The sequence below is a fragment of the Pseudomonas azerbaijanoccidentalis genome, from assembly GCF_019145495.1.
In the GTDB taxonomy this organism is placed as follows: domain Bacteria; phylum Pseudomonadota; class Gammaproteobacteria; order Pseudomonadales; family Pseudomonadaceae; genus Aquipseudomonas; species Aquipseudomonas azerbaijanoccidentalis.
In genome coordinates, this window is sequence record NZ_JAHSTU010000001.1 from 1,339,819 (window position 1) to 1,365,024 (window position 25,206).

General features: G+C 59.6%; 22 protein-coding genes. 10 read left to right on the forward strand and 12 right to left on the reverse strand.

Translation table 11 applies throughout. The features are described 5' to 3' along the window. Positions 1–34 precede the first annotated feature (34 nt). From astA to KVG88_RS05795, 5 genes are all read left to right on the forward strand, one after another. Positions 35–1,069, forward strand: a complete 1,035-nt coding sequence (astA, locus tag KVG88_RS05775) for an arginine N-succinyltransferase (RefSeq protein ID WP_217870639.1) — start codon at positions 35–37, stop codon at positions 1,067–1,069. A gap of 339 nt (positions 1,070–1,408) precedes the next feature. Beyond that, entirely contained in the window at positions 1,409–2,185 is a 777-nt protein-coding gene (locus KVG88_RS05780) for a hypothetical protein (RefSeq protein WP_150704845.1), read from the forward strand. Beyond that, positions 2,182–2,841 (forward strand): transposase, encoded by a 660-nt coding sequence (locus tag KVG88_RS05785; RefSeq protein ID WP_217870640.1) that lies wholly within the window; start codon positions 2,182–2,184, stop codon positions 2,839–2,841. Before KVG88_RS05780 ends, KVG88_RS05785 begins: the two co-directional genes overlap by 4 nt. 17 nt (positions 2,842–2,858) lie before the next feature. Beyond that, positions 2,859–3,035, forward strand: a complete 177-nt coding sequence (locus tag KVG88_RS05790) for a hypothetical protein (protein WP_191630547.1) — start codon at positions 2,859–2,861, stop codon at positions 3,033–3,035. Between the two features lie 205 nt (positions 3,036–3,240). After that, positions 3,241–4,110 carry an isocitrate lyase/PEP mutase family protein gene (locus tag KVG88_RS05795; RefSeq protein WP_150704847.1) on the forward strand — a complete coding sequence of 290 codons (870 nt, stop codon included), beginning with the start codon at positions 3,241–3,243 and terminating at the stop codon, positions 4,108–4,110. 81 nt (positions 4,111–4,191) lie between these two features. On the opposite strand, the gene KVG88_RS05800 is transcribed toward KVG88_RS05795, so the two are convergent. After that, positions 4,192–5,262, reverse strand: a complete 1,071-nt coding sequence (locus tag KVG88_RS05800) for a diguanylate cyclase (RefSeq protein WP_150704848.1) — start codon at positions 5,260–5,262, stop codon at positions 4,192–4,194. Positions 5,263–5,563: 301 nt separating this feature from the next. Between KVG88_RS05800 and KVG88_RS05805 the strand changes: the two genes are divergently transcribed. The 3 genes from KVG88_RS05805 (at position 5,564) to hglS (ending at position 9,541) form a co-directional block, all read left to right on the forward strand. Beyond that, entirely contained in the window at positions 5,564–7,018 is a 1,455-nt protein-coding gene (locus tag KVG88_RS05805) for a flavin-containing monooxygenase (RefSeq protein WP_217870641.1), read from the forward strand. A 22-nt stretch (positions 7,019–7,040) separates the two neighbouring features. Next, positions 7,041–7,997: an alpha/beta fold hydrolase gene (locus KVG88_RS05810; RefSeq protein WP_150704850.1), complete on the forward strand. Its 957-nt coding sequence runs from the start codon at positions 7,041–7,043 to the stop codon at positions 7,995–7,997. 164 nt (positions 7,998–8,161) lie between these two features. Then, positions 8,162–9,541: a 2-oxoadipate dioxygenase/decarboxylase HglS gene (hglS, locus tag KVG88_RS05815; protein WP_150704851.1), complete on the forward strand. Its 1,380-nt coding sequence runs from the start codon at positions 8,162–8,164 to the stop codon at positions 9,539–9,541. A gap of 87 nt (positions 9,542–9,628) precedes the next feature. Here hglS and KVG88_RS05820 read toward each other — a convergent pair whose 3' ends face one another. Continuing rightward, entirely contained in the window at positions 9,629–10,306 is a 678-nt protein-coding gene (locus KVG88_RS05820) for a type 1 glutamine amidotransferase domain-containing protein (protein ID WP_217870642.1), read from the reverse strand. A gap of 327 nt (positions 10,307–10,633) precedes the next feature. On the opposite strand from KVG88_RS05820, the gene KVG88_RS05825 reads away from it, so the two are divergent. Further along, the gene (locus KVG88_RS05825; RefSeq protein ID WP_217870643.1) at positions 10,634–11,152 is read left to right on the forward strand and encodes an Hcp family type VI secretion system effector; all 519 of its coding nucleotides are present in this window, start codon (positions 10,634–10,636) and stop codon (positions 11,150–11,152) included. A 342-nt stretch (positions 11,153–11,494) separates the two neighbouring features. Here KVG88_RS05825 and KVG88_RS05830 read toward each other — a convergent pair whose 3' ends face one another. The 6 genes from KVG88_RS05830 to KVG88_RS05855 form a co-directional block, all read right to left on the reverse strand. Beyond that, positions 11,495–12,079 carry a hypothetical protein gene (locus KVG88_RS05830; RefSeq protein WP_150704854.1) on the reverse strand — a complete coding sequence of 195 codons (585 nt, stop codon included), beginning with the start codon at positions 12,077–12,079 and terminating at the stop codon, positions 11,495–11,497. A gap of 98 nt (positions 12,080–12,177) precedes the next feature. After that, the gene (locus KVG88_RS05835; protein WP_217870644.1) at positions 12,178–12,351 is read right to left on the reverse strand and encodes a hypothetical protein; all 174 of its coding nucleotides are present in this window, start codon (positions 12,349–12,351) and stop codon (positions 12,178–12,180) included. Between the two features lie 11 nt (positions 12,352–12,362). Further along, on the reverse strand, positions 12,363–12,605 hold the full coding sequence (locus KVG88_RS05840; RefSeq protein ID WP_150704855.1) for a hypothetical protein: 243 nt from the start codon (positions 12,603–12,605) through the stop codon (positions 12,363–12,365). Between the two features lie 61 nt (positions 12,606–12,666). After that, positions 12,667–13,740, reverse strand: a complete 1,074-nt coding sequence (locus tag KVG88_RS05845) for a lipocalin-like domain-containing protein (RefSeq protein ID WP_217870645.1) — start codon at positions 13,738–13,740, stop codon at positions 12,667–12,669. Then, positions 13,730–16,201: an ABC transporter permease gene (locus tag KVG88_RS05850; protein WP_217870894.1), complete on the reverse strand. Its 2,472-nt coding sequence runs from the start codon at positions 16,199–16,201 to the stop codon at positions 13,730–13,732. Before KVG88_RS05850 ends, KVG88_RS05845 begins: the two co-directional genes overlap by 11 nt. 1 nt (position 16,202) lies before the next feature. Continuing rightward, a complete protein-coding gene (locus KVG88_RS05855) occupies positions 16,203–16,871 on the reverse strand; it encodes an ABC transporter ATP-binding protein (RefSeq protein ID WP_217870646.1) in 669 nt (222 codons plus the stop codon). Between the two features lie 137 nt (positions 16,872–17,008). Between KVG88_RS05855 and KVG88_RS05860 the strand changes: the two genes are divergently transcribed. Beyond that, positions 17,009–18,982: an alkyl/aryl-sulfatase gene (locus KVG88_RS05860; RefSeq protein ID WP_217870647.1), complete on the forward strand. Its 1,974-nt coding sequence runs from the start codon at positions 17,009–17,011 to the stop codon at positions 18,980–18,982. 88 nt (positions 18,983–19,070) lie between these two features. Here KVG88_RS05860 and KVG88_RS05865 read toward each other — a convergent pair whose 3' ends face one another. The 4 genes from KVG88_RS05865 to KVG88_RS05880 form a co-directional block, all read right to left on the reverse strand. Further along, positions 19,071–20,450, reverse strand: coding sequence for a DUF1254 domain-containing protein (locus KVG88_RS05865; protein ID WP_217870648.1), 1,380 nt, complete (start codon positions 20,448–20,450; stop codon positions 19,071–19,073). Then, positions 20,447–21,790, reverse strand: a complete 1,344-nt coding sequence (locus KVG88_RS05870) for a DUF1254 domain-containing protein (RefSeq protein WP_217870649.1) — start codon at positions 21,788–21,790, stop codon at positions 20,447–20,449. The genes KVG88_RS05865 and KVG88_RS05870 overlap by 4 nt, the downstream gene beginning before the upstream one ends. Before the next feature lie 149 nt (positions 21,791–21,939). After that, a complete protein-coding gene (locus KVG88_RS05875) occupies positions 21,940–23,277 on the reverse strand; it encodes a DUF1329 domain-containing protein (RefSeq protein WP_217870650.1) in 1,338 nt (445 codons plus the stop codon). Between the two features lie 11 nt (positions 23,278–23,288). After that, on the reverse strand, positions 23,289–25,115 hold the full coding sequence (locus KVG88_RS05880; protein ID WP_217870651.1) for a DUF1302 domain-containing protein: 1,827 nt from the start codon (positions 25,113–25,115) through the stop codon (positions 23,289–23,291). Between the last annotated feature and the right edge of the window lie 91 nt (positions 25,116–25,206).

The window sequence follows — 25,206 nt, forward strand, 5'->3', positions numbered from 1 at the left end:
CACACCCGTACACGTGCGAAGCAGGAGCGGCCTCATGATTGTTCGACCGGTGCAGGTGACCGACCTGCCCGCCTTGCTCGCGCTGGTGCGCCAAGCGGGTCGCGGGCTGAGCGCTTTGCCGGCCGAAGAGGAACGGCTTAACCACCGCTTGCGCTGGGCGAAAAGAACCTTCGCCGAACAGGTCGAACGCGCCGATGCCGATTACCTGTTCGTGCTCGAAGACGATGACCAGCAAGTGGTGGGCGTGAGTGCCGTGGCGGGCGCCGTGGGCTTGCGGGAGCCCTGGTACAACTACCGCGTCGGCTTGACGGTCAGTTCGTCCCAGGACCTGGGCATCCAGCGACACATGACGACCTTGTTCCTGAGCAATGAAATGACCGGTCAATCGGGACTCTGCACGCTGTTTCTGCGCCCCGATCAGCGTCTGGGCGGTCAAGGTCGATTGCTCTCTCTGAGTCGCTTGCTGTTTGTCGCAGAGTTTCCGCACCTGTTCGGCGACAAGCTCATCGCCGAGCTGCGCGGCAGTGCTGACGAGCAAGGCTGCTCGCCATTCTGGGACAGCGTGGGCCGACACTTTTTCAAGATGGATTTCAGCCACGCCGATCATCTGTCGGGGCTGGGTAACAAGTCGTTCATCGCCGAGCTGATGCCACGCCAACCCATCTACACCTGTCTGCTCACCGAACAGGCTCAAGCCGTGATCGGCAAACCGCATGCGAACAGCGAAGCAGCCCTGAAAATCCTCAGCGCCGAAGGTTTTGCCCACAAGGGCTATGTCGACATTTTCGACGCAGGGCCGGTCATCGAAGCCCCGACGTCCGACATCCGCACCGTGCGCGACAGCCAGTTGCTGGATTTGGTCATTGGCGCCCCGGACGACCAGGCCCCCGTATGGTTGATCCACAATCGTCGGCTGGAAAACTGCCGGGTGACTGCTGCCCAGGCTCGCCAGTCGGGTCACAGCCTCGTGGTTGATCGCGCCACCGCCAAACGCCTGCAATTGCAACCCGGTGATTCGGTTCGCGCCGTGCCACTGCTCAATCAACAGCAGCAGGCGGTGGCGGCATAGCCGAAAAAAAACATTCGATAACAACTAACAACATCAGCTAACAACAAGCAAGTTGCCCGGCTAGCCACCCAACTCCATACTCAAACCACACCCACTTTGAGTATAGGGATCATGAACAAAGCAAATCACAACTGGTCCAGCGTGCCTGTTCTACGCGCCGCAGCAAACATCATCACCACGCCCATACAAACAAACCGCACATCAAATTGCTGGGCAACAACACCACGCTTGAACATTGCGAACATTCACGAAATAAAGAAGCACCTGCAATCAATGTAAGCTCACCCATTCAACACCCACACAAACCCGTAGAAAAGCACCTGACAACAAGAGTCCATCATGATCGAGACGCTTTTAAGTAGCGAGTTTGTGCCTGCACAACTAATGGCCACCCTAAAAAAACTCGACACAACTTTAAACATCCACCGATTGATCGAGACCCTTCAAAAAAATACCGCAAACCCGGATCGAGCGTCTCAAAGTGCAACCATCATGAAGGTGACCAACCTGCACACCGGAACATTGGTACTGCACTGCAATGAACATGGAAATATCAGCCTCAAGGCACCGGACAGCGCTCGTGCATCACCACTGCTATATAGCGTTCCAGGCAAAAGCTTCCTGTTCGCCATCAACCACCAATCATTTCCCGTGCAGTTGTATGAGCGGCAGTTAGACCAATTGATCCCCGCACAGAAGATTACGGTCGATAGCGACAACCCGCTGTTCATCGACGGGGCAATGAATTTGTTTGATACCAACCCGGAGGGAGTCGGTCATCAGGCATTCGTCGGCAGCATCAACCTCCCCGACAGAGGTAAAGACATTGATGTGTTTGATCGACACTCGTTGCGCAAAATCGCCTGGTTCCCCCATGACGACAGCGCCGCACGCTATCTGGTCAGCCTCGAATTGCTAGAAGCCGTAGACGATCCCCAGGCCGCAAAAGTCGCCGAAGAGTTGATATACCACTACCACCCTGCCGTGGCGTGGAAGGCGTTTCAGGTGATTCAGAATGTCGACCCGATTGCCGCGCAACGCCATGTGCCGCTACTGAGAAAACTGCAACACACTCGCCTGAACTATCTGCTTGATCAGCAAGGTGCAGCGGCATGAGGCTCAAGACATTCATTCAACGCATCGAAACCTACGATTTTCAGCATGACAATCAGAAAATTATCGACGACCTGTGTCAACTGGCGACCAACCAGACTTTACTGAGCGAACATCTTTATAACACCATTCAGCGAGATGGATTCAGTAGTAAAAACAGCCTTTATAGCGCTTATGCCTTTGTGTTGCATACCTGCGACTTATTTACCATCCGCTTGGGATTCTGGTCACCAGCATCTTTACAAGATGAACGTGAAACATTCATTTATGATTTGAATCATAGCCATGACTTTGAGCTCTACGCAGTGGGATATTGTGGCGATGGCTACACAACTGTCACACGCAAAATACTGGACCCCACACCGATCAAGGCCGGCGTAATTCCACCATTGAGTGAAGAGAGATCATTCAAACTTGGACCTGGCAAAGTTATACACATGCTCCCGCTTCATGAAGTACACAAACAACTCCCCCCGAAAACAATGTCCGCCTCGCTGAGCCTGCTCATACATCCTCCGCGCTGGGGTGCGACTGAAACATCCTGGTGCTTCGATGAGAACTTTGTGCCGACTTATCCCGGCATTGCCACGCAAGAAACAGCTTTTTATGAAAAAACGCTGTCTTTGCTAAAACCAGGCAGTGATTCACTGCCCCAATAAAAAAAAGAGGAAAAACCATGATTAAGCCAACAAACCACTGGAACGACGCCCCACTCCTGCGTGCTGGAGCCAACGTGATCAGCATGCCAGTCAAAACCACGAGCGAGGCTTCGTGCACCAGTTTCATGCCTCGTTACAACGTGGGAAACATTCACGAAATCAAGCAATTCTGGAACGAAACCGCTGAGGTCTGAAAGCGCTTAAGCTAAACGCACCATCAAGGCTGCAGATCTGACCGGATCTGCGGCTTTTTTTTGTGAATCAACCAATGGCCTACACCAAAAGGCAGCAAACACGGCAAATTCGTCATCATTCTCGACCCGCCACCGTGATAGCCTTTTACATCTTCGGCGTTGACAATTTTGCTCAAGCCCTTCCATTTCCATTGGTGGAACTCATATGTCCAGGCTGTCTCATCAAGATTTGCGCCGCAATTTTCGCCAACTGTTCGCCTCCAACACCTGCTATCACACGGCATCGGTCTTCGATCCGATGTCGGCACGCATCGCTGCCGACCTGGGGTTTGAGGTAGGAATCCTCGGCGGTTCGGTGGCCTCGCTGCAAGTGTTGGGCGCGCCCGACTTTGCCTTGATCACCCTCAGTGAGTTCGCCGAACAGGCGACCCGCATCGGTCGTGTCGCCCAGTTACCAGTCATTGCCGACGCCGACCATGGCTACGGCAACGCGTTGAACGTAATGCGTACCATCGTCGAACTGGAACGTGCCGGCATCGCCGCCCTGACCATTGAAGACACCTTGCTGCCCGCGCAATTCGGCCGCAAATCCACCGACCTGATCACCGTCGCCGAAGGCGTCGGCAAGATCCGCGCGGCACTGGAAGCGCGCTGCGATTCGGAAATGGCCATCATCGCCCGCACCCACGCGGGGATTCTGCCAGTTCAGGAAATCATCAGCCGCACCCAGCAATACCAGCGCGCCGGTGCCGATGGCATTTGCATGGTGGGGGTGAAGGATTTCGACCATCTTGAGCAAATCGCCGAACACCTGAGCGTGCCGCTGATGCTGGTGACCTACGGCAACCCGCTGTTGCGCGACGACAAACGCCTGGCCGAACTCGGCGTGCGCGTGACCATCGATGGCCACGGCGCCTACTTCGCCGCCATCAAGGCGACCTACGACAGCCTGCGCGAACAGCGCCAGATCTTCACCCAGGCCTCCGACCTGAGCGCGACCGAACTGACTCACACCTACACCCAGCCAGAAGAGTACATCCGCTGGGCCGAGGAGTTCATGAGCGTCAAGGAATGATCGGCAATGGTTAGTCCTGCAGCGACGGCCTGGATGCCATCGCGAGCAGGCTCGCTTGTTAACTGGATCGGCGGTGAATGATCAAACCGAGCCCAGCAACTCTTGCCGTGGCCGTTCGTCACTGCAAATCACCCGATTGCGCCCGGTGCTCTTGGCCCCATACAAAGCCTGATCCGCATCATTGAGCCACAGGGTGGCGTCGGTGTGACGTGGGTTGAACGCCGCAAGACCAATGCTCAGGCTGACTTTCAACGCCGGGTTCTGTTCGTAACCCAACGTGGCGAAACGATCCCGCAGGGCTTCCATGGCCGCCGCCGCGCTGTTGAGCGGCAGGTCCGGCAGGATCACGCAAAACTCATCCCCCCCGTAACGCCCGGCGACATCGGTGGCCCGCAGGTTCTGCTTGAGCATTTTGCTTAGCTGCCGCAACACGATGTCACCCGCGACGTGGCCGTAAGTGTCGTTGATGCTCTTGAAGTGGTCGATGTCGATCAGGGCAATCGCCCCGCCCTGCTGCTGGCGCTGACAGCGCTGGAACTCGACTTCCAGTTGGTCTTTCCAGGCGCCATGATTGAGCAGCCCCGTCAGGCTGTCTGTGCGGCTCAGGGCCAGTAATTCGCGCTTTTGCCGCCCGAGCGTATAGGCCTGGCGATAGCAGATCCAGCCCAGCGCCAACGGATAAAAACACATCAGCGGCAAACAGGCATAAAGCTGGATCTGGCTGGTTTCAGGAATAAAAAAGGGCCTGAAAATCAGCCAGCCGACGCCGACCCCAAGTATTTGTGCGGCAGTCCCTGCCAGCAGAAAACGCATACCGCCGATGGCGACATTATTCATCGCCATCATCGAAATCGTGGTGGCGCTGGGTAGAGGATTGAACTGCATGGCGACCACCCAGAACCCACCGAGGAAGGCGTCGATCAGCAGATTGCGGTGTTCGGCGTGATAGGGACGCTTAGCGCGTCGCGCCCACTGAAAGGCCAGGTGGGGCCAGAGCAGGCCATTGAACAGCATGAGGCCCCACACCCAGGGCGCCGGGTTCAGTGGGTACATCGCCACACTCACGCATAACAAACCCAGGGCGAGGCCGAGGGTGCGCGATGTGTAGAGCCTCCTGGCCAGTGAAAATCCTTTTCCTCCCATCTTTCCCATTGGGACCTCTGCCGCACGGAGCGAAACCTGATAACAGCGGGGATGCGGGTTTCTTTGGAGTCTAACAGGGCAACGTTAAATAGCCATCACCGGCGGGCGGGCTGAACAGGGGCGATAGTCAGGCTTCAATGCGCTCTGTAGCAGCTGCCGAAGGCTGCGTTCGGCTGTGCAGCCGTCGTAATCAAAACGCGGGTTTTGTCAGATAAACCGCATACGGCGGGTCTGCGACTGCTACGCAGCCGAACGCAGCCTTCGGCAGCTGCTACATATAGTGTGTCGGGGCAAAACCAAGTGGGATTCCATGCAGACTTTTCAGGTGCTGATTATCGGCAGCGGTTTTGGTGGCCAGTGCGCCGCCGTCAATTTGCTCAAGGCCGGCATTACCGACTTTCGCCTGCTGGAGCGGCGGGACTTCTTCGGGGGCACCTGGTGCCAGAATACCTACCCCGGCGCAGCGGTCGACGTGCCCTCGCCGCTGTATTCGCTGTCCTTTGCCCCTTATCGCTGGACGCAGATGTTCGCCGCGCAAGCCGAGCTGCATCGCTACACCGGCTATGTGATGGAGCACTTTGGTCTGCGCGACCGGGTGGAGCTGCAGGCCAATGTCGAACGCGTCGAATGGGACGAGGCCGGCAAACGCTGGGCAGTGCACACCGCCGCCAAGGGCACGTTCCACGCGCAGTTCCTGATCAACGCCACCGGGCCGCTGAGCCAGCCGGTCATCCCGCACTTCGAAGGGCAGGAACGCTTTCAAGGCAAAACCTTTCACACCAACAATTGGGACCATTCCTACGATTACCGGCGAAAACGTGTGGCCATTGTCGGCAGTGGCGCCAGCGCGGCCCAGGTGATTCCGGCGATAGCCCCGGATGTCGGGCACCTGCATGTGTTCCAGCGTACGCCGCATTGGGTGTTGCCTCGGGCGGACCGCACATTCGGACGTTTCCAGCGTTGGTTACTCGGGTTCAAACCCGCCTACAAGCTGCTGCGCTGGATGATCTACTGGCAATTCGAAACCCGGGTGATTGCCTTCAAGTACTCGAAGCCGGCAGTGCGCATGGTCCAGCAACAGGCACTGCGCTTTCTCAAACGCCAGGTCCCCGACAGCGATCTTCGGCGGAAACTGACGCCGGACTACACCATCGGCTGCAAACGGGTGATTTTGTCGAGCACCCTGTACCCGGCGCTGGCGCGCAACAACGTGACGTTGCACAGCCGCGAACAGGGGATTGCGCACATCGATGCGACCGGCATCGTCATGCAGGATGGCCAGCACCTCGACCTTGACCTGATTGTCTGGTCCACCGGTTATGACGCCACCGACGGCGTCATTTCCTACCCGGTCACCGGCAAGAACGGCACGCAACTGCGAAATGTCTGGGCCGAATATCCCCGCGCCTACCTCGGTACCGCCCTGCCGGACTTTCCCAACCTGTTTATCGTCACCGGCCCGAACACCGGCATCGGTCACACGTCGGCGCTGTTCATCATCGAATCGCAGATGAACTACATCCTCGACTGTATTCGCACGTTAAAAGCACGAGGTTTGCGCAGCATTGAGGTTCGCCCCGAGGCAGAACGTACCTACACTGAAATGATCCATAGAGAAATGGAACGTACGGTGTGGAAGTCGGGAGGCTGCCACAGTTGGTATCAAAGCAAGAGCGGTCATGTGATTGCCATGTTTCCGGGGTTCAGTTTCAGCTTCCACCGTTTGACCCGAACCCTGAAACCGGCCGACCACATATTGTCCTGATCCGTCAGAAGGAAGGCGCCTGATGCTTCTATTGGTTGTCGCTATCGCGGTTTTCGCTGCCTGGAGCTGGTTGAGTTACCCGGCCATCGGCTATTGGATTTATGACTTGAGCACGGCCGCCGAAGCCAAGTTGTACAAGCTGCACAAGATCGTTGTGCCCATCGCCGAAATGACCGTCTCGACCTGGCAAGGCGGCCCCTACGAAGCCTCCAGCAACGTGCTGATGCTCCATGGCTACAGCGCTGACAAAAACATCTGGCTGCGCTTCGCCCGCTATTTTGTGGGCAATTATCGGGTCATCATCCCGGACATCGCTGGCCATGGCGAAACCGGCTTCAAGGCCGGGGGTGGCTATGACATTCCGCTGCAAGCCAAGCGCATGATCCAGTTGCTGGATGTTTGCGGGGTGGAGAAGGTCCATGTCATCGGCAACTCCATGGGCGGCTATCTGGCGGCCTGGATGGCGGCCACGTACCCGGAGCGCGTCGTCTCGGTGGCCCTGATTGATCCAGCGGGCGTCACCGCGCCCGAACCCAGTGATCTGGAACGTCATTTGGCCAAAGGCCACAACCCGTTCCTGATTAACTCTCGGGAAGAATTCAAATACTTCTATGCCATGACCATGGCTGATCCACCGTGGGTACCGAAGGTAGTGCTGGACGCCATCGCCCATCGCTATGAACAGGCACGCGACGAACTGGAAGAAATCTTCAACGACTTCCGCGCCAGCCCGCCAATGGAGCCCCGGCTCCCGTCGATCAAAGCCCCGGCGCTGTTGCTGTGGGGGCGCAAGGACCGCTTGATCGATGTCAGCAGCGTGGCGATCTGGAGCAAAGGCATCGCCGATCTGCGGGTGGAAATCTGGGAAGGCATCGGCCACATGCCGATGGTCGAGGCGCCCGCCGGTTCAGCTCACCTGTATCGGGAGTTTTTGGCATCGCTGCGCTCGGAAAGCCCACAGGACCAACGACTGCATTAACGCCACACCAAGGCCTGTAGCAGCTGCTACGGGGCGAGTACGGGTCGCGGTCGCGTTGCAGTCCATTGCAGAATGAAGTTCGTCAGAAACTTCGTTTGTCGGCGACGCCCAAGGCTGCGATCTTTTCTCCCATCCTTCTCGTCACCGCGCCAGGAATTCTGTTTATGAACCACCCGAACTTCGTCAGCCCTGACCTGATCCGCCAACGCTTCTCCAAAGCGATGTCCGACATGTACCGCGAGGAAGTGCCGCTTTACGGCGCGTTGATGGAGTTGGTGGAAAAAACCAACCGCCACGTGCTCGACAGCGATCCGCAGGTGGCTCGTCAGCTCAACAGCACCGGTGAAATCGAGCGACTGGACCTGGAGCGCCACGGCGCAATCCGCGTCGGCACCGCTGCTGAACTGGCGACCCTGGCCCGTCTGTTCGCGGTGATGGGCATGCAGCCGGTGGGTTATTACGACCTGACCCCAGCCGGTGTGCCGGTGCATTCCACGGCGTTTCGTGCGGTGCATGAAACGGCGCTGCAGGTCAGCCCGTTCCGCGTTTTCACCTCGCTGTTGCGTCTGGAGCTAATCGAAGACCTGGAGCTGCGAGCCTTCGCCCAGTCAGTGCTGGACAAGCGCTCCATCTTCACCCCAACCGCGCTCACCTTGATCGAACGCGCGGAATCCCAGGGCGGCCTCACCGAACAAGAAGCGGCAACATTCGTCGCGCAGGCGCTGGAAACATTCCGCTGGCACCACAGCGCCACCGTCACCGCCGGCCAGTATCAGAAACTCAGTGCTCAGCATCGCCTGATTGCCGACGTGGTGGCCTTCAAAGGCCCGCACATCAATCACCTGACGCCGCGCACCCTGGACATCGACATCGTTCAGGCGCAAATGCCCGCCCACGGCATCACCCCCAAAGCGGTGATCGAAGGTCCACCACGCCGCGATTGCCCGATCCTGCTGCGCCAGACCAGTTTCAAGGCGCTCGACGAGCCGGTGGCGTTCACCGACCAAGGCGAGACTCGCGGCAGCCACAGCGCGCGTTTCGGCGAAATCGAGCAACGCGGTGCTGCCCTGACCCCCAAAGGCCGAGCGCTGTATGACCGCTTGCTCAATGCGGCACGGGACGAACTCAAGGACTTCCCCAACGAAGCCAACGCCGAACGTTACAACGCGTTGATGGCGCAACACTTCAGCGAATTTCCTGACACCTATGAAGGCATGCGCCGTCAGGAACTGGCGTACTTTCGCTATTTCGTCACGGAAAAAGGCCTCGCCGCAGCCGAGCTGAAAACCTTGCCACTGGAAGACCTGGTCAGCGCTGGTTTTCTGCGGGTTGAACCGTTGGTGTACGAAGATTTTCTGCCGGTCAGTGCGGCGGGGATTTTTCAGTCAAACCTGGGGGACGCTGCGCAAACCCACTATGGCGTGCACTCCAACCAGCAAGCGTTCGAGAAGGCGCTGGGGCGCCCGACCATTGATGAACTGGGGTTGTATGCCGAGACGCAGCGGCGCTCGATCGAGCAGTGTTTTGCCGCACTGAGTAATTGACCGCTAAAAAAGATCGCAGCCTTCGGCAGGTCCTACAGGTAACGCATTCCGTGTAGGAGCTGCCGCAGGCTGCGATCTTTTGATCTGCTATTTCAGTTTCGCCAACAGGGCTTCAGCCGTCGCCTGCGATGATGCCGGGTTCTGCCCGGTCAACAACAGGCCGTCAGTGCGCACATAGCTTGCCCAATCCGACCCTTTGGAAAATATCCCGCCCTTGGCCTTGAGCTCGTCCTCCACCAGAAACGGCACCACATCAGTCAACTGCACAGCGTCTTCTTCACTGTTGGTGAACCCCGTCACCTGCTTGCCCTTGACCAACGGCTGGCCGTCCGCACTTTTTGCATGCCGCAGAACGCCCGGGGCATGACAAACGGCCGCCACCGGTTTTCCAGCGTTGTAGAACGCTTCGATCAGGGCAATCGAGTGCTTGTCTTCGGCCAGGTCCCAGAGCGGGCCGTGGCCGCCGGGATAGAAAATCGCATCGTAATCATCAGCCTTTACCGAGCTCAGCAGCACTGTCGACGCCAATGCCGATTGCGCGACCGAATCTTTGCGAAAACGCTCGGTGGCTTCAGTCTGCGCATCCGGCTCATCGCTTTTCGGGTCCAGCGGCGGTTGGCCGCCCTTGGGCGAGGCCAGCGTCAGTTGAGCGCCGGCATCCTTGAAGGCGTAATACGGGGCCGCGAACTCTTCCAGCCAGAATCCGGTTTTCTTGCCGGTGTTACCCAATTGATCGTGGGACGTTAAAACCATCAGGATTTTCATGTCGTCACTCCGTCTCGGGATTACAGTGGTGGCTTATAGCCGTGATGCGCAAAAGGTTGCGTACTTATCCTTGCGTCGGGTCATGTCGCGAGCGGGATCATTCGATCTGTCAGGCGATTGGACACGGTGCGCCACAATCCGCCCGGTGTCGCGCAACTTTCTGCGCAGATTTGGAGGTTTTTTTGCGTATGAACGTTCCCTGAATCGACTCAAACCCAGGTGCCAAAGGACATTGGGCTTTATGGCACAAACCTTGTTAACCGTGAGGCCCCACCAGGCGATCGTGCCTTTCGGGAGCCTCACTCAACTCTAGCAAGGAGAGCATCCATGGCTACACCCGCGTATATGTCCGTGACTGGCGAGAAACAGGGTCTGATTACTGCCGGCGCCTTCACCGCCGATTCTGTGGGCAACACCTATCAGGAAGGCCACGAGGATCAAGTCATGATTCAAGGCTTCAGCCACGAACTGACCATCCCGCGTGATCCGCAATCAGGCCAGCCAACGGGCCAACGTATTCACAAACCCGTGGTCATCACCAAGGTGTTCGACAAAGCTTCGCCATTGCTATTGGCCGCGCTGACTTCCGGCGAGCGGATGACCGCCATCGAAATCAAGTGGTATCGCACCTCGGCGCAAGGCACTCAGGAGCATTACTACACCACCCAACTTGAAGATGCGATCATCGTCGACATCAAGGACTACATGCACAACTGCCAGGACCCTGCGAATTCACACTTCACGCATTTGCAGGATGTGCACTTTACTTACAGAAAAATAACCTGGACTCACGAAGTATCAGGCACTTCGGGTTCCGATGACTGGCGTGCGCCAGTCGCAGGGTAGTTTTTCCAAGGTGCTGAAAATATCGGCCAGTTGTGACTGGTCGATTTTTTAATGGGGTATGAACATGCCGGGACTTGCCAGAGGCGAGAGTTCGCCCAGTGCAATGGCCTCGGCAATCCATGCACTGGTAAAGAGCCATAACACTGGGCGAACGGGGCGTATTTTAATGCAAGTCGATGAAGTTGTGGGCGACTATAAATATGAAATTTAGTGATACATATTTATTAAATGTCGAATCAAATATTAATCGGTCCGTCACTTAAAACTCACCACACAGCTCAAATCAGTGATTATTCCTATACAAAAAGTTGTACGGGAACAATCAACTATTAGAGCAGCTACTCAACTTCCGCTTTTGCTGGTCACTGTCAGAATATCGGTATAAGTCACATATACGCTTTGGCCGACTTTCAGGTCCTTCAATTTGGCTTGAACTTCCGGTTTAACCACATCGACTGTTTTGGACTGGCCTTTAGGGTTTTCGAAGGTCACCCGATTGTTCTTCGCGTCGATACCGGTGATTTTCAACTGCACCTGTACCTGACGGTAGGCTTCACCACCCGGATTGTCGCTGCCCGGTGCCGCTCGGACTTCACCGGTACGTTCGGTGCTGCCTGGCAGGCCCTTGTCGATATCGGTGTCGAGGTAAGCCGCGACCGCTCGGGTCACTTTGATGTCGACCAGATCGCCGGCTTTCAGCTTGCCGAGGTTTTTGGCTTTATCAGTCAGTTGCACATGCACCTGATTGCCTTCCGGCCCTTCAAGGACGACTTGATGGTTGGCGGCATCGACAGAAACGACCTTGGTGGTGACTTGATCCGCTTCCACAACGGCAGACAGCGGGATGTCCGCGGCCATGGCGCTCAGGCTGGTGGCAGAGAGCAAGGTGGCAAGGGTGATGGCTTTGGTCAGTGCGTGGCGTTTCATAGGCAGAACATTCCCTGTGATCATTGGCGACAAACGGCGTTGAACCCACGTTCAACGCCGCGTGCGATGAGCATAGACGCTGTTCTGAGAGTGCGACGCTAATCTGGAATGCGCTTGGCAGTTTCTTGCGCCGTGGACTCACCGCTGGCCGTGCCCTTGCCGCTTTCCTTGCGCCGCGAGGGGTCGGTGGGACGCAAAGCATCGTTGTCGCACTCGGTTTCTCCCGGTGGCCGCGGCTCGTCGGGGTTTTCTGTATCCGGTGTCGGTTTCATGGCCGATGTCCTCAAGCTTCAGGGTCGTCAACTTCCCGGGCGACGTTGATGGCCGGTGAGTCTTTGTGTGATTGCTCCGCCCGGGCCCGCAAGTCCTGCCACTGTTGAAGGTCAATGGCGCCCTGCCCCAACAAGTCGTCAGCCAGGCGCTGCAAATCCATGTAATGAGCATCAGGCGATTGTTGCCAGTAAGCCTGGTCTTCAAACAGGCGCTGCCAGTCGTCAAGATCAGGCGGTGTGAGGTCTTCGCGCATGGCAGGCTCCAGTCAAAGGGCTTATTGATTAGGAGGCCTGCGCTTCACCGAGAGTTCCGACTCAATACCCGGTCATCTCCAGATAACCCTGCCCGGCATGACTGCCGCTCAACCGCACAGGGCCTTCCCAATAAGGGATGCGCAAATCCATCCAGGCCTCGGGATTGAGGGCGTTGATGACGATGTCGAGGTGTTTGTCGGGGATCTGGATCGACCAGCGCACCGGCATCCGGCGTCCGGCAACGTTGGCGGTGTCCTGGGGTGTGAGGCGGATGTCGCGGGCGTGCAGCAACTGTGTCTGGCCTTGGGCGTCAATCCAGGTGCCGGTCAGATAGGGCTCCCCGTCCTTTTGCCGCATGCGATAGAGCATCACTTGCTCGCCACTGTCCAGGTGCAGGGAAAACCAGTCCCAACCGGTCTGGTTGGCGGTCAGGGGCTGGCTGCTCCACTCGCGGTCGAGCCAGGCGGGACCGCTAACCTGATGCGGCTTGCCATCGATTTCCAAGGTGCCGCTGGCCTTGAAAAACGGCTGGCTGTAGTAGTACGAGGCCTGGCCTTGCTCGGATTTCTGGCTGAACCCCTTGTCACCTTGCAGCACCAGCGGACGCGTTGAGGTCAGCCGCAATTGATAACTGAAAGCTTTGTCGCGCGCGATGAGTTGCAGGTCGGCCAACGGGTTTTCAGCCGTCGCCTGACTGCTGAAACGCCAATCATCGATCCACGCATTGAACGGCGTCAGGCTGACACCCGCCTGCCCGATGCCACCCCGGGCATAACGTTCTGCGGCGTGATGCATCGTCGCCGACGTCACGGCCGCATGCCCGAGCCAGATGGTCTGGTTCTCCCACCCAGGCACTTCAGGGGTGGCGTTCAAGGCGCTGCGAAACAACGTCCACTGCGCGCCGAATTCCTGACCCTGCTCGTCCTTGAGGTTGGCGGTGACGTACCACCACTCGATGCGAAAACCGTCGTGGGGGCCGTGATCCGCCGGAAAGCTGAATGCCCGGCCAGGCACTACCGGCGTGAAGGCGGTCGCTTGGTTGCCCAGCCCGGCGAAGCCTTTTTCCGTTGGCGCCGGTTGATCGCAACCGCCCAACGTCAATGCCAACAGGCACACGGTGAGCTTAATCCTCATGGGCAAACGTCCTCAGCAAGTCCGCCGGTTGCGTGCGATACAACGAATACAACGGCCAGGCCGACGCCAGCATCGTCGCCAGCAATGCCAGCCCCATCAACTGCAACAACTGCAACGGAAATACTCGCAGCGGCAGGCGCCAGCCGAACGCCTGAACGTTGATCACCGTGTCCAGGCACCAGGCCAACGCAATGCCCAGCGGCAACGCCAGCACGAGTGTCAGCACCGCCAGCAACCAAGTCTGCCCGAGATTGAGCAGCATCAATTGCCGTCGCGTCACGCCCAGCGCCCAGAGCGGCGCCAGTTGGCCGAGGCGGCTCTGGCTCTGGGTCAGCAGGCTGATGAACAAGGCCACGCCGGCCACACACAAGGTCAGGCTGTTGAGCGCGGCGGTGGCGGCGAAGGTGCGTTCGAAGACTTGCGTGGACCAGCCCTTGAGCCGGGCCTGATCGACGATGCGGCTGTCTTCCAGCGCGAAGCGTGCTTGCAGTGTTTGCACAAAAGGCGCGATCAACGCCGGCTCGATACGCAGGTTGAATCGATTGGGCGTCAGTTGCGGCCAGCCGCGCAGCAGATGCTTGAAGTTGACCAGCACATGTCCCTTGGGATTGCCGTAGTCGGCGTAAATCCCGACGATACGCGGCGACCACCGGCCATTGGGCGTCGTCATCGGCAAGTGATCGCCCAACCCGACTTTCAAACGCCGGGCCAGTTGTTCGCTGAGCATCACGGCATCATCCGTCGCCAAATGCACCCAGGGGTTATCGCCCAAGGCTTCCAGCAGCGGCCAGTGCTGACGATAGGTCGGGTGATCGATCACCCCGAACACATCCGCCGGCCAGCCTTGCAATTGAATCGGTACTTGCCAGTTGGGCAACACCGCCGTCAGCTGCGGTTGCTGTTGCAACCAGCTATACAGCTCCCGGGCCTGCGCGGGGTTTTGCGGGTTGAGGTAAAGCTCGGCGGTCAGCCGTTGTTCGAGCCAGTCGCTGAACGTCTGGCGAAAACCGGCGGTCATGCTGCCGGCGCCGATGTTCGCCGCCAGTGCCAGTAACAGCGCCATCAACGCCAGGCTCAGGGCCGGTAATTGCTGGCGACAATCGGCGAGAAACCACTGGCCGAGCACCGAACGGCTGCGTTGCAGCAGCAGGTTGAGCAGCGCGTTGAGCACCACCGGCAGCGCCAGTGCCGCCCCGACCAACAGCGTTGCCATCAGGACAAATCCGCTGATCAGGCTGTCACCCAACATCAACGCCAACCCAGCGACCACCAAAGCCAGCGCCGCGATCCAGCCCTGGCGCCGCAGCCAGCGGGCATGCGCCTGATGCCACGCCTGTGGGTCGGCCAGCGCCAGCAACGGCAAGCGCGACGCCCGCCACAGACTATTGGCCCCGGCGAGCAAAGCGCCCAGCAGGCTCAAGCCGATACCGCTGAACCACCACCGCGGACTGAGGCTCAACTGCCCCGCCACTTCGGCGCCATACAGCCCGCGCAGGCTGGCGGCGACATCCGGCAGCAGCACCCCGGCCAACAGGTAGCCGCTGACGACCCCGGCCAGTCCGCCGATCAACGCCAGTCCGCCCAGTTCGACCGCCAGACAGGTAATCAACATGCGCGCACTGACCCCGCAGGCGCGCATTGTCCGCAGCAAACCGCGGCGCTGCTCCAGCGCCAGACCGATGGCGGCATGCACGATAAACAACCCGACCACGAACGACAGAAAGCCCAATGCCGTGAGGTTCAGATGAAAGCTTTCGGTGAGGCGCGCCAGATTGTTTTCTTCACCGCTGCTGGTGAGTTGCAACGTGCCCTTGAAAGCGTCGGGCAACGGCGCCGTGAAATCCTTGGGTAACAGCAAGCGCGACAGCTGATCCGGCAAGCCGAGAATCTGCTGGGCAAACCCGATGTCCACCAGCAGCACCCCGGGGGCCATATCGGCTTGCACCTGCAAGGGTGGCAAGCGCATGCCGTTGACGCTCGAAGGCTGCTCGCCTTCGCGCAAGCCCAATACCTGCAAGGTCGACGGTGAAATCCAGGTACGACCCGGAGGCGTGAAAAACTCGACAACCTGTTCGATCGCCAACGCCTGCCCCGCCACTGGCGAACCGGTCGGCAGCGACACCGGCTCGATGCCCATCAGTTGCAGACGCTGCGCCTCATGGCCCTTGAGTGTCACTCGCCCCTGCACCACCGGTGATACCGGCCAACCTGCTCGTCGCAAATCGACAAACCATTGCTGAGGAAAGGTGCCGCCTGCGGTTGCACTCAGGCTGGCCTGCGGTTCACCGCCGATCAACTGGCTGGCGCGGGCGTAACTGTCGCGGGCCTGGCTGTTCAGCGCCTGCACACCGGTCAACAGGCTGGTGGCCAACCACAGCCCGGTCAGCACGCTGAAAAACTGCACCGGGTGCTGTCGCCAGTGGCTGAGCAGCGCTCGCAGGGTTTCGCCGAAGATGCGCACTTCAGCGCCCGTCCACACCGGCCAGACGACCACCGTGCAGCACCACTTTTTCTGCCAGTTGCGCCGCAACGCCGGGACTGTGGGTGACCATCAACAAGGTCGTGGCGCTGTCATCGAGCAGTTCCAGCAATAACCTCAACACCTCGGCGCTGGTGGTTTCATCCAGGCTGCCGGTGGGTTCGTCAGCCAGCAACAGTTTCGGCTGCGAGGCCAGCGCCCGCCCCAGCGCAACCCGCTGCTGCTGGCCGCCGGAGAGTTGTTCCGGATAGCGCTTGAGCAATTCGCCCAGCCCCAGGCGCTGCACCAGATGCGCTTGCCAGCGCGGGTCATGACGGCCGGCCAGACGCGCCTGAAACGCCAGGTTGTCCTCCACCCGCAAGCTGCCGATCAGGTTGAACTGCTGGAACACCAGGCCGATCTCAGTGCGTCGCCAGCTCGCCAGTTGCCCTTCGTTCATCTGTTCCAGCCTATGTTCGCCACTGCGAATCGTGCCACGGTCGACCTTGTCCAGCCCGGCGATCAGGTGCAGCAAGGTGCTTTTGCCACTGCCCGACTCGCCCATCAGCGCCAGGCTGCTGCCGGGTTTCAAGGTCAGGTCCACACCCTGCAGCACCGGCAACGGGCCTTGCGGTGTGGCGAAGCTTTTGAAGACACCGTGGACTTCGAGCATGGCAGAACCCGTTCGATAAGCGTGGGCCAAGGATAGCGGGCCTGCATGGTTTTTGTCCGTTGACGATAACCGCCACTCCCCGGCGACGCCCTACCCTCGAGGCTGGTCTAACCATAATGATAAAAAGCGGAGACTCCATGCCTCGTTTCACTTTGAGCCCTCGTGGCCTGCTCGCCTGCCTCATCACCGCCTGCCTGACGCAATCGGTGGTTGCCGCCGATGCACCGGTCGCCGCCAGCGCGCTAACCGCCGCCAACAACGCGGCGGTGTTGCAACAACTGCCCTTCAGCGACCGCACCGATTACGAGTCGGTCAGCAAGGGCCTGATCGCGCCGTTCAAGGGCCAGGTCAAGGACGCCGCCGGCAAGGTCATTTGGGACGTGCAAGCCTATGACTTTCTCGCCAAGGACCAGGCCCCCGACTCGGTCAACCCGAGCCTCTGGCGCCTGGCGCAACTCAGCACCCATGCCGGATTGTTCGAAGTCAGCCCACGGCTCTATCAGGTACGCGGACTCGATCTGGCCAACATGACCATCATCGAAGGTGACGACGGACTGATCATCATCGACCCTCTGACCATGACCGAAACCGCCAAGGTGGCGCTGGAGCTTTACTACCAGAATCGCCCACGCAAACCGGTGGTGGCGGTGATCTACAGCCACACCCACGTCGATCACTTCGGCGGTGTGCGCGGAGTGATCGACGAGGCCGACGTCAAGGCCGGCAAGGTCAAGGTGTTCGCCCCCGTCGGTTTCATGGAACACGTGATGAGTGAAAACGTGTTCGCCGGCAACGCCATGAGCCGCCGGGCGCAGTACCAGTTCGGTAGCCTGTTGCCTCGTGGTGATCACGGCCAGGTCGACGCAGGCCTGGGCAAGAGCTCGCCGAGTGGCGGCACGGTCACGCTGATCCCGCCCACCGACCTGATCGACAAGGAGCTGGAGACCCGCACCATCGCCGGCCTCGACGTGGAATTCCAGCTCACGCCGGGCACCGAAGCGCCAGCGGAAATGAACCTGTACCTGCCGCAGCTGCGTGCCTTGTGCATGGCGGAAAACGCCACGCAGATGATGCATAACATCCTCACCCCGCGTGGCGCGCAAGTGCGTGACGCCAAGGCCTGGTCGCAGTACCTGGACAGCAGCCTGGCGCGTTACGGCGACAAGAGCGACGTGCTGTTCGCCCAGCACAACTGGCCGACCTGGGGCGGTGAACGCATCCGCACGTTCCTGGCTGACCAGCGCGACATGTACGCCTTCCTCAACGACCGTACCCTGCACCTGCTCAACCAAGGCATGACGCCGCTGGAAGTCGCCGACGCCATCAAGAAACTGCCGGGCAGCCTCGACCAGAAGTGGTACACCCGGGGTTACTACGGTTCGCTGAGTTTCAACGTGCGCGCGGTGTATCAGCGCTATCTGGGGTTTTATGACGGCAACCCGGCCAACCTCAACCCGTTGCCACCGGTGGAAACCGCCAAACGCAGCGTCGAGGCCATGGGCGGCGGCGCCGCGGTATTGGAGAAAATGCGCGCTGCGATGGCCAAGGGTGATTACCGCTGGGCCGCACAACTGGGTAATCAGTTGCTGTTCAGTGATCCGGACAACAGCGAGGCGCGCAAAGCCCAGGCCGAAACACTGGAACAAATGGGTTATCAAAGCGAAAACGCGACCTGGCGCAACATGTACCTGACCGGTGCCATGGAACTGCGCAACGGCGTACCGCCCCATGCCGGCACTTCGGTGTCGGCGGACATGGTGCGAGCGATGAGTCCGGAGATGTTCTTCGATTTCCTCGCCATTCGCCTGGACAGCGAAAAAGCCGTGGGCCACGACATGACGTTGAACTGGACCTTCGAAGACCCGAACAAGGATTTCACCCTGACGTTGCGCAACGGCGTACTGACCCACCGAGCCGGCCTCAGCCCGCAGGCCGACGCCGGTGTGAGCATGAGCAAGGCCACCCTGGAGCAGATCAGCCTCAAGCAACTGGACTTCCCGACGGCGATCCAGAAAGGCTTGGTCAAGCTGCAAGGCAATGGCAAGAAGCTTGGCGAATTGATGAGCAGCCTTGATACGTTTGCGCCGCAGTTCAATATCGTTACGCCTTAAGCCAGATCAAAAGATCGCAGCCTGCGGCAGCTCCTACATTGGAATGCTTTTCCCTGCAGGAGCTGCCGCAGGCTGCGATCTTTTGTTTCTAGACTTGTTCAACCACCGGCATCCGCCAACGCTGCTCGATCACCTCTTGCTTGGGTCCGTACAACCGCAGGATCACGGTAAACGCGCCACTGGCCGGCGTCGGCAACCAGTTGTTCGATGTTTGCGGTGCGGACGGCTGCATCACCAGCGTCAAGCCGCCGTCTGCATCCGCCTGCAACGCATCGCGGCTACTCAAGCAATAACGGTCAATCGAGTTGGCGACCAGTTGCCGATCCGGCAAGTCATACAGGGTCAGCGACCAGAACTCAGTCGCCGGTGGCAGTTGCCCCGGTGCAAAACGCAGCCGATAACCGCGCCCGCCTTGCAGCGGTTGGCCCTGATTGTCGAGCCGGGCGCCGGTGTAGAACGCCTCCTCGACGCTGTTGCCATAGATGCCGATGTTCGCCGCCACGGCTCGGTTGAGGTAATTGCCGTGCAAGGCTTCGCGAGTACCGAACAGCCCCAGCGTGGTGCGCGTTTGAGTCACTGCCGTTTGCAGTTGTAGCTGCGCATCTGCAATCCCGGCGAGCAAAGCCCCCCGCACTTCCGCAGACATCGCTGCCACATCGAATGCTTGACCGGGCACGATGCCGATCCGGGCGAAGCGTTCGCGCAAGGTCTGCTCCGATGGATGCGTCGGGCACAGTGAGAGGATCTGATTCAACGCGGCAATAAACCTTGGCCCCAAACCGGTCTTGCTGTCCCACGCTTGCCAGGCAATCGCCGGCGCGGCAAGCGGCGGCGCGCTGCCGATATACTCATGCAAGGCGCGCAAACGGTATTGCTGCTGCAACGCACGCACGGCGGGCAAGTCCTCGGCGTTTTTCAGGCCGGTACGGCCCAGGACCATGACGATCTCGGTTTCACTGCGCAGCACTGCCTTGATTCCGTTCGGCGTCGCACCTTGCCAGCCCGGCCCGACGATCAGGTAATCCCCCGCTTCACGGCCAGTGCTCAGCACGCCGACGTAGGCAAAGTTGTGGGTGTATTGATCGACCAGTTGATGCACGTAGTAGCGATCGGCATCGACCGCCGGCACGCTGAGCACCTGCGGCTCGCTGCGCAGGTCGAGCCAGGCCCAGGAGTACGGCGTGTCGTTGTTGGGCGTGACGATTTCGCGGTTGTTCGGCGTATACAACTCGCTGTAGTGACGAAAGCGATTGAAGCCACCGACATACGCCGGCGCGGCCGGATCGAGCGCCTGTTTTTCCATGGTCTGATAATGCATGAGCATCGGGTAGGCGTAGATCCACGCATCCCGGGCAATCGCTCGCAGGTCATCGGCACCGGCGGCCAGCAACCAACGCGGCAGCATCAGGCCACCGCCCAATACGCCCATGCCACCCAGTACATGGCGGCGGCTGACATTCATGTTCATGGTTCGACCCTCGCGATGGTGGGCAAACGATAACTGCCATCGAGCACCCCGCCCTTGGGCAGGTACAGGCGCAACAGCAAGTTGAAAGGACCTTCAGGCGTTGGCAGCCAGTTGCTGTGCTGCGCGGGGGCGTCGGGTTGCAGAATCAGGGTCAGGCCACCATCGGCGTCGTACTGCAAACCTGGGCTGCGATCACCCAGGGCGTAACGCTGGATCGGATTGGCAGCGAGCAATTGCGTCTTGCCGTCATACAGCGTCAGCGACCAAAACGCGCTCACCGGCGGCAATTGCCCGGCCGCGAAATGCAATCGATAGGCGTGCCGGCCATCCAGCAACTGCCCTTGGGCATCGTGCAGCGCCATCGGGTAAACCGCTTCCACCGGGTCGTTGGCGTAGATGTAGCGCCAGGCCACTGCGGCGCGCGTCAGGTCGTCGTCGCCGAATTTACCGACATTGGTCGGTGAACGCAGCCAGCCTTGTTGCTCCACCGAGATCTGGCTGGACGCCGTGCGCACCTGCTCTCGCCCGGCTTCGGCACCTTGGGTGATGGCTTCGCTCAGGTCTGCCGGCGCCTGGAATACCGCGCCGGGCGCCACGCCGATGGCCGCAAAGCGCTCAAGTTTTTTCTGTTCGCGGGTACTCCATTGATGCAATGGCGCCAGCGCGTTGAAGGTGCTGAACAGCGCCTGCGCCGGACCCTGTTTAGTGTCCTGGTAGGTCGGCAGTTGCAACGGTTGCAGCGCGGCGGGCGCCACAGAACCGGTGACGCTGGACAGCGATTGCAGGACATAGCCGGACATCAACTGCGCGGCGTCTTTCTGATCCGCCTCACCCTTGACCTCGGTGCGCCCGAGCAAAAACACCAGGCGACTGGGTGAACGAATCACCGCGTTGAAACCGCTGGGCACTTTACCCTTCCAGTCCGGCCCGACGATCAAGTAGCGCCCGGCCTGATCGCCAGTGGCGCGGGTGCCGATGTAGTCGAGGTTGTCGGTGCGCATGTCGACCAATTGAAAGCTGTAGTAGCGCCCTTTCACCACCGGCACTTGCAGCACTTGTGGTTCAGCACGCAGGTCGAGCAAGGCCCGGGAATAGAACGTGTCGTTGTTCGGCGACACCACTTTGTTGTCTTGCGGGCCGAGCAAACGCGGCTCGCTGTAGAGACGGTTGAACGGCAGCTTCGCGGCGATGGCGCTGAGCACTTTGTCGTGCTCGACGGTGGCGTAGGCAAATACATAAGCCTCTTGCGCCAGCGCCTTGGCCTGCTGCTGATCGAGGGTTGCCGCGTGAGCGGAGCCCAGGCTTGCGCCCAGGGCCAGAGCGGATATCCAGTAGCGCACGGTTGATCTCCTAACCAATGTGAAACCGCATTCCTTTGTAGGAGCTGCCGCAGGCTGCGATCTTTTGACTTTGATTTTTCAAGATCAAGATCAAAAGATCGCAGCCTGCGGCAGCTCCTACAGGGAGTGATGTGTCAGTAATGACTGGGTTACTTCGCCCAGCGCCGCAGGTCCGACGGGGTGTAGTCATCGGTCTTGGCGGCGAAGCCGACGCGCATCGGTTCGGTCTCTTCGTTGGCCAGGCCACCGGCGTAGTAGCGTCCGGAAATCAGGTCATAGGAGGTTTCCAGCACGGTGTAGGTGAAGCCGTGGTCGTACTGCTGAATCGCATGCAGTTCACCGCTGCGCCACAGTTCACCGCGGCTGTCGTACTGGTCCGACTGGGCGATCTGCCAACTGTCCTCATCGACATAGAACCGACGCTTGGCGTAGATGTGACGGGCATCCGGCTTGAGCGTGGCTTCGACCACCCACACCCGATGCTTCTCGTAACGGGCCAGATCCTGGTTGACATGGTTGGGCTTGATCACCTCGTCGTACTTGATGTCGCGGCTGCCGATCTTGTAGCTGTTGTACGGGATGTACAGCTCTTGCTTGCCCACCAGTTTCCAGTCGAAACGGTCCGGCGCACCGTTGTAGCCGTCGATGTTGTCGGCAGTGATCAAGCCATTGCTATAACGGGCGCTGTTGTCATAGGCGATCATCGGTGCACGACGCACCCGACGCTGGCCCGGCAGGTATTGCCACGCCGAACGCGGCTCGGCGACCTGGTCGATCGGCTCATGCACCAGCACTGCTTCACCGGACAAACGCGCCGGTTCCAGTACACGGCTCTTGAACATGAACAACACGTTGGAACCTGCCTCCAGGCCGCCGACGGTGTCGGCGAAGTTGATCAGCGACTGGTTGCGCACATAACTGGTGGCGCCGTTTTCACGCACCAGCGCGGCGCTGCTGATGCGCTCGTAACTGCCGCCGCGATAACGGGTCATGTGGTTCCACATCACCTCAAGGCCTTCGGTGGGCAGCGGAAACGGAATACCCCGCGCATAGTCGTGCAAGCCGTTGCCGCCGTCGGCCATGCTGGTCTTGGCGACGTTGTCTCGGCTGGCCGTGAGCACTTCCTTGGGCAGGTTGGCGCTGCGGTGGCTGGGGTAGATGTTCATCTTGTAGCTGTCCGGGAAACGCTTGAACAAGGCGACTTGACCCGGGCTGAGAAATTTCTCGTACTGCGCGACGTTCTTCGCCGTGATGGTGAACAACGGTTTTTCGGCGGCATACGGATCGCTGTAACCGCCCTTGCTGTCGACTGTACCGGCGTTGGCGGCAAGGCCTCCGGTCCAGGCCGGAATAGTGCCGTCGGCATTGGCCGCCATTTCCGATCCCATGGGTGTCAGTGTTTTGCCCAGGGCCGCCGAGTCGGTGCCTTTGGCCTGAGCCAGGCCCACGGTGCAGGCCAGGGCCAGCACGCACAATTGCATACGCATAATGGTTCTCCTTAGAAGTCTGCCTTGAAGCTGACGGATGCGAAGTCGCGGTCGTCGAGGGTGCTGTAGTCGTTGGAACCGAAGAAGGCGTTGTAGGCCAGTTCCACGCTGTAATCGTTCATGTAGGTGCCGGTCAGGCTGACGCCCATGGCTTGCTGACCTTCCTGGAACGGCCCTTGCGGATCGTAGGAATAACCCTCGACGTCATGCCGCCAGTTGAGCGCCGGGATCAGGTTGATACCCGGCAGCACATCGCTGTATTCCAGGCTGGCGCGCAGGCGATAACCCCACGACCAATCGGTGGCGAACCCCTTGTCGGTGCAGTATTGATTGGTCACACCCGACGCCACGGTGTTGCACGGCGTGCCGTTGCGCGTCGAGCTGCGACCGAACGCGGCGTTGCGGCCCAAGCGCTCGTCGCCCAGATCGTCGATGTGCACCACACCGGCCTCGCCGAACAGGCTCAGGCGCGTAGCCCCCAACACGTTGTCGATGGCTTGCGTCGCCGATGCCGTCGCCTGCCAGACACCTTTGCGCTCCCACCCGTCGTAACGGTCGCCACGGTTGATGTTGAAACCGGTCGGCAACTGCACCCAGGAACTGCCCGCCGCCCCGGTAATCACCGCGACGTTGATGTCCGGCGCGTTGATCGCCAACGGCATGTTCGGCCGGTAGCTCACCTCACCGGCCAGCGAGATTCCGGTGTTGGGCTCGACACCGTTGAGGCTGATGCCGTACAGGCGAATATCTTCGGGAAATGCCGCGGCATACGTCGGCGGCTGAACACCGCCGGGGAACGTACCGCGCACGGCGGTGTTCTTCGCATCGAGGGTGAAATACGGCAGGCGCGAGTGGTAGTTGATGAAATAAATCGCCGCTTCGGCATCGTTCAGCGCCGGGATCATCTGGCGCAAGGCAAAGCCGAACTGACCGTTGTCGGACGGCGATTCGTTACCCCGCGAAGGGGCATACAAACCGCTGGCCTGCATCTGTTGATCGGTCAACACCTGGCTCAGGTACAACGGCCCACAGCCCTTCTGGATCGCATCGCTGCTGGCGAAAAACGTGCCGCAACCATCCAGCACACTGGGCCGCCAGTTGTACTGGTAGAAGCCTTCGAGGTTGGTGGTGTCCGTCAGGCCGAAGCTGAAGGAGACCATCTCCACCGGCAACTGCCCTTCCTTGATCTCCACGCCCGGGCGGTTGAACGCCGAGACGTCCAGTGGGTTGATGACGTTGATGCCGTTCTGGATCAGCAGCGACTCGCCCCAGGACAACACCTGGTTGCCGACTTTCACGCTCAAGGGGTGCTCGGCGATCTGGAAGTCTTTCCAGACGTAAGCGTCGAGCATCTCGAAACCCTTGAACTTGGACAGGTCGTCCCAGCCTGAATCATCGAAATCCTTGAACCGCCCCTGACGGGTTTCATAGGCGTGGTCGTACCAGTATTTGAAGCGTATGAACGCGCCCTGGCCCTGGCCATCGAGACTGAAATCCGTGAGGCCCTTGAACACCTGCGAGATGGGATCGCCCTTCTCGAAATTCAGCCGGTTATCGTCGGCACTGACACTGGTGCCATTGGCCTGCACGCCTTGCGCCTGAAAGGCGTTGGCGCGGGTCATCAGGCTTTTGTCGGGGCCTTGGGTCGACCAGCTACTGCCCAGGCTCAATGTAGTTTTGGTCGACAGGCTCCAGTCTTCGTTGATGTCGAACGTGGTCGCACAGGCGGGTCCCGTCAATACGGCAATGATCGCCAGCGCAAGAGGTTGCGGGCGGGTGTGGCCAGGCCGATGCAGTCGTTGGCGGACTGTGGCGGTGGCCGAGCGTTTTTTTATCATTATTAGGCTCCGGTCAGGTTTGCTCAGCCTGGTCACGGTGCCTGAGGCGCTTTGATGACACGCAAGCGATGACTGACAAAAAGCAATCATC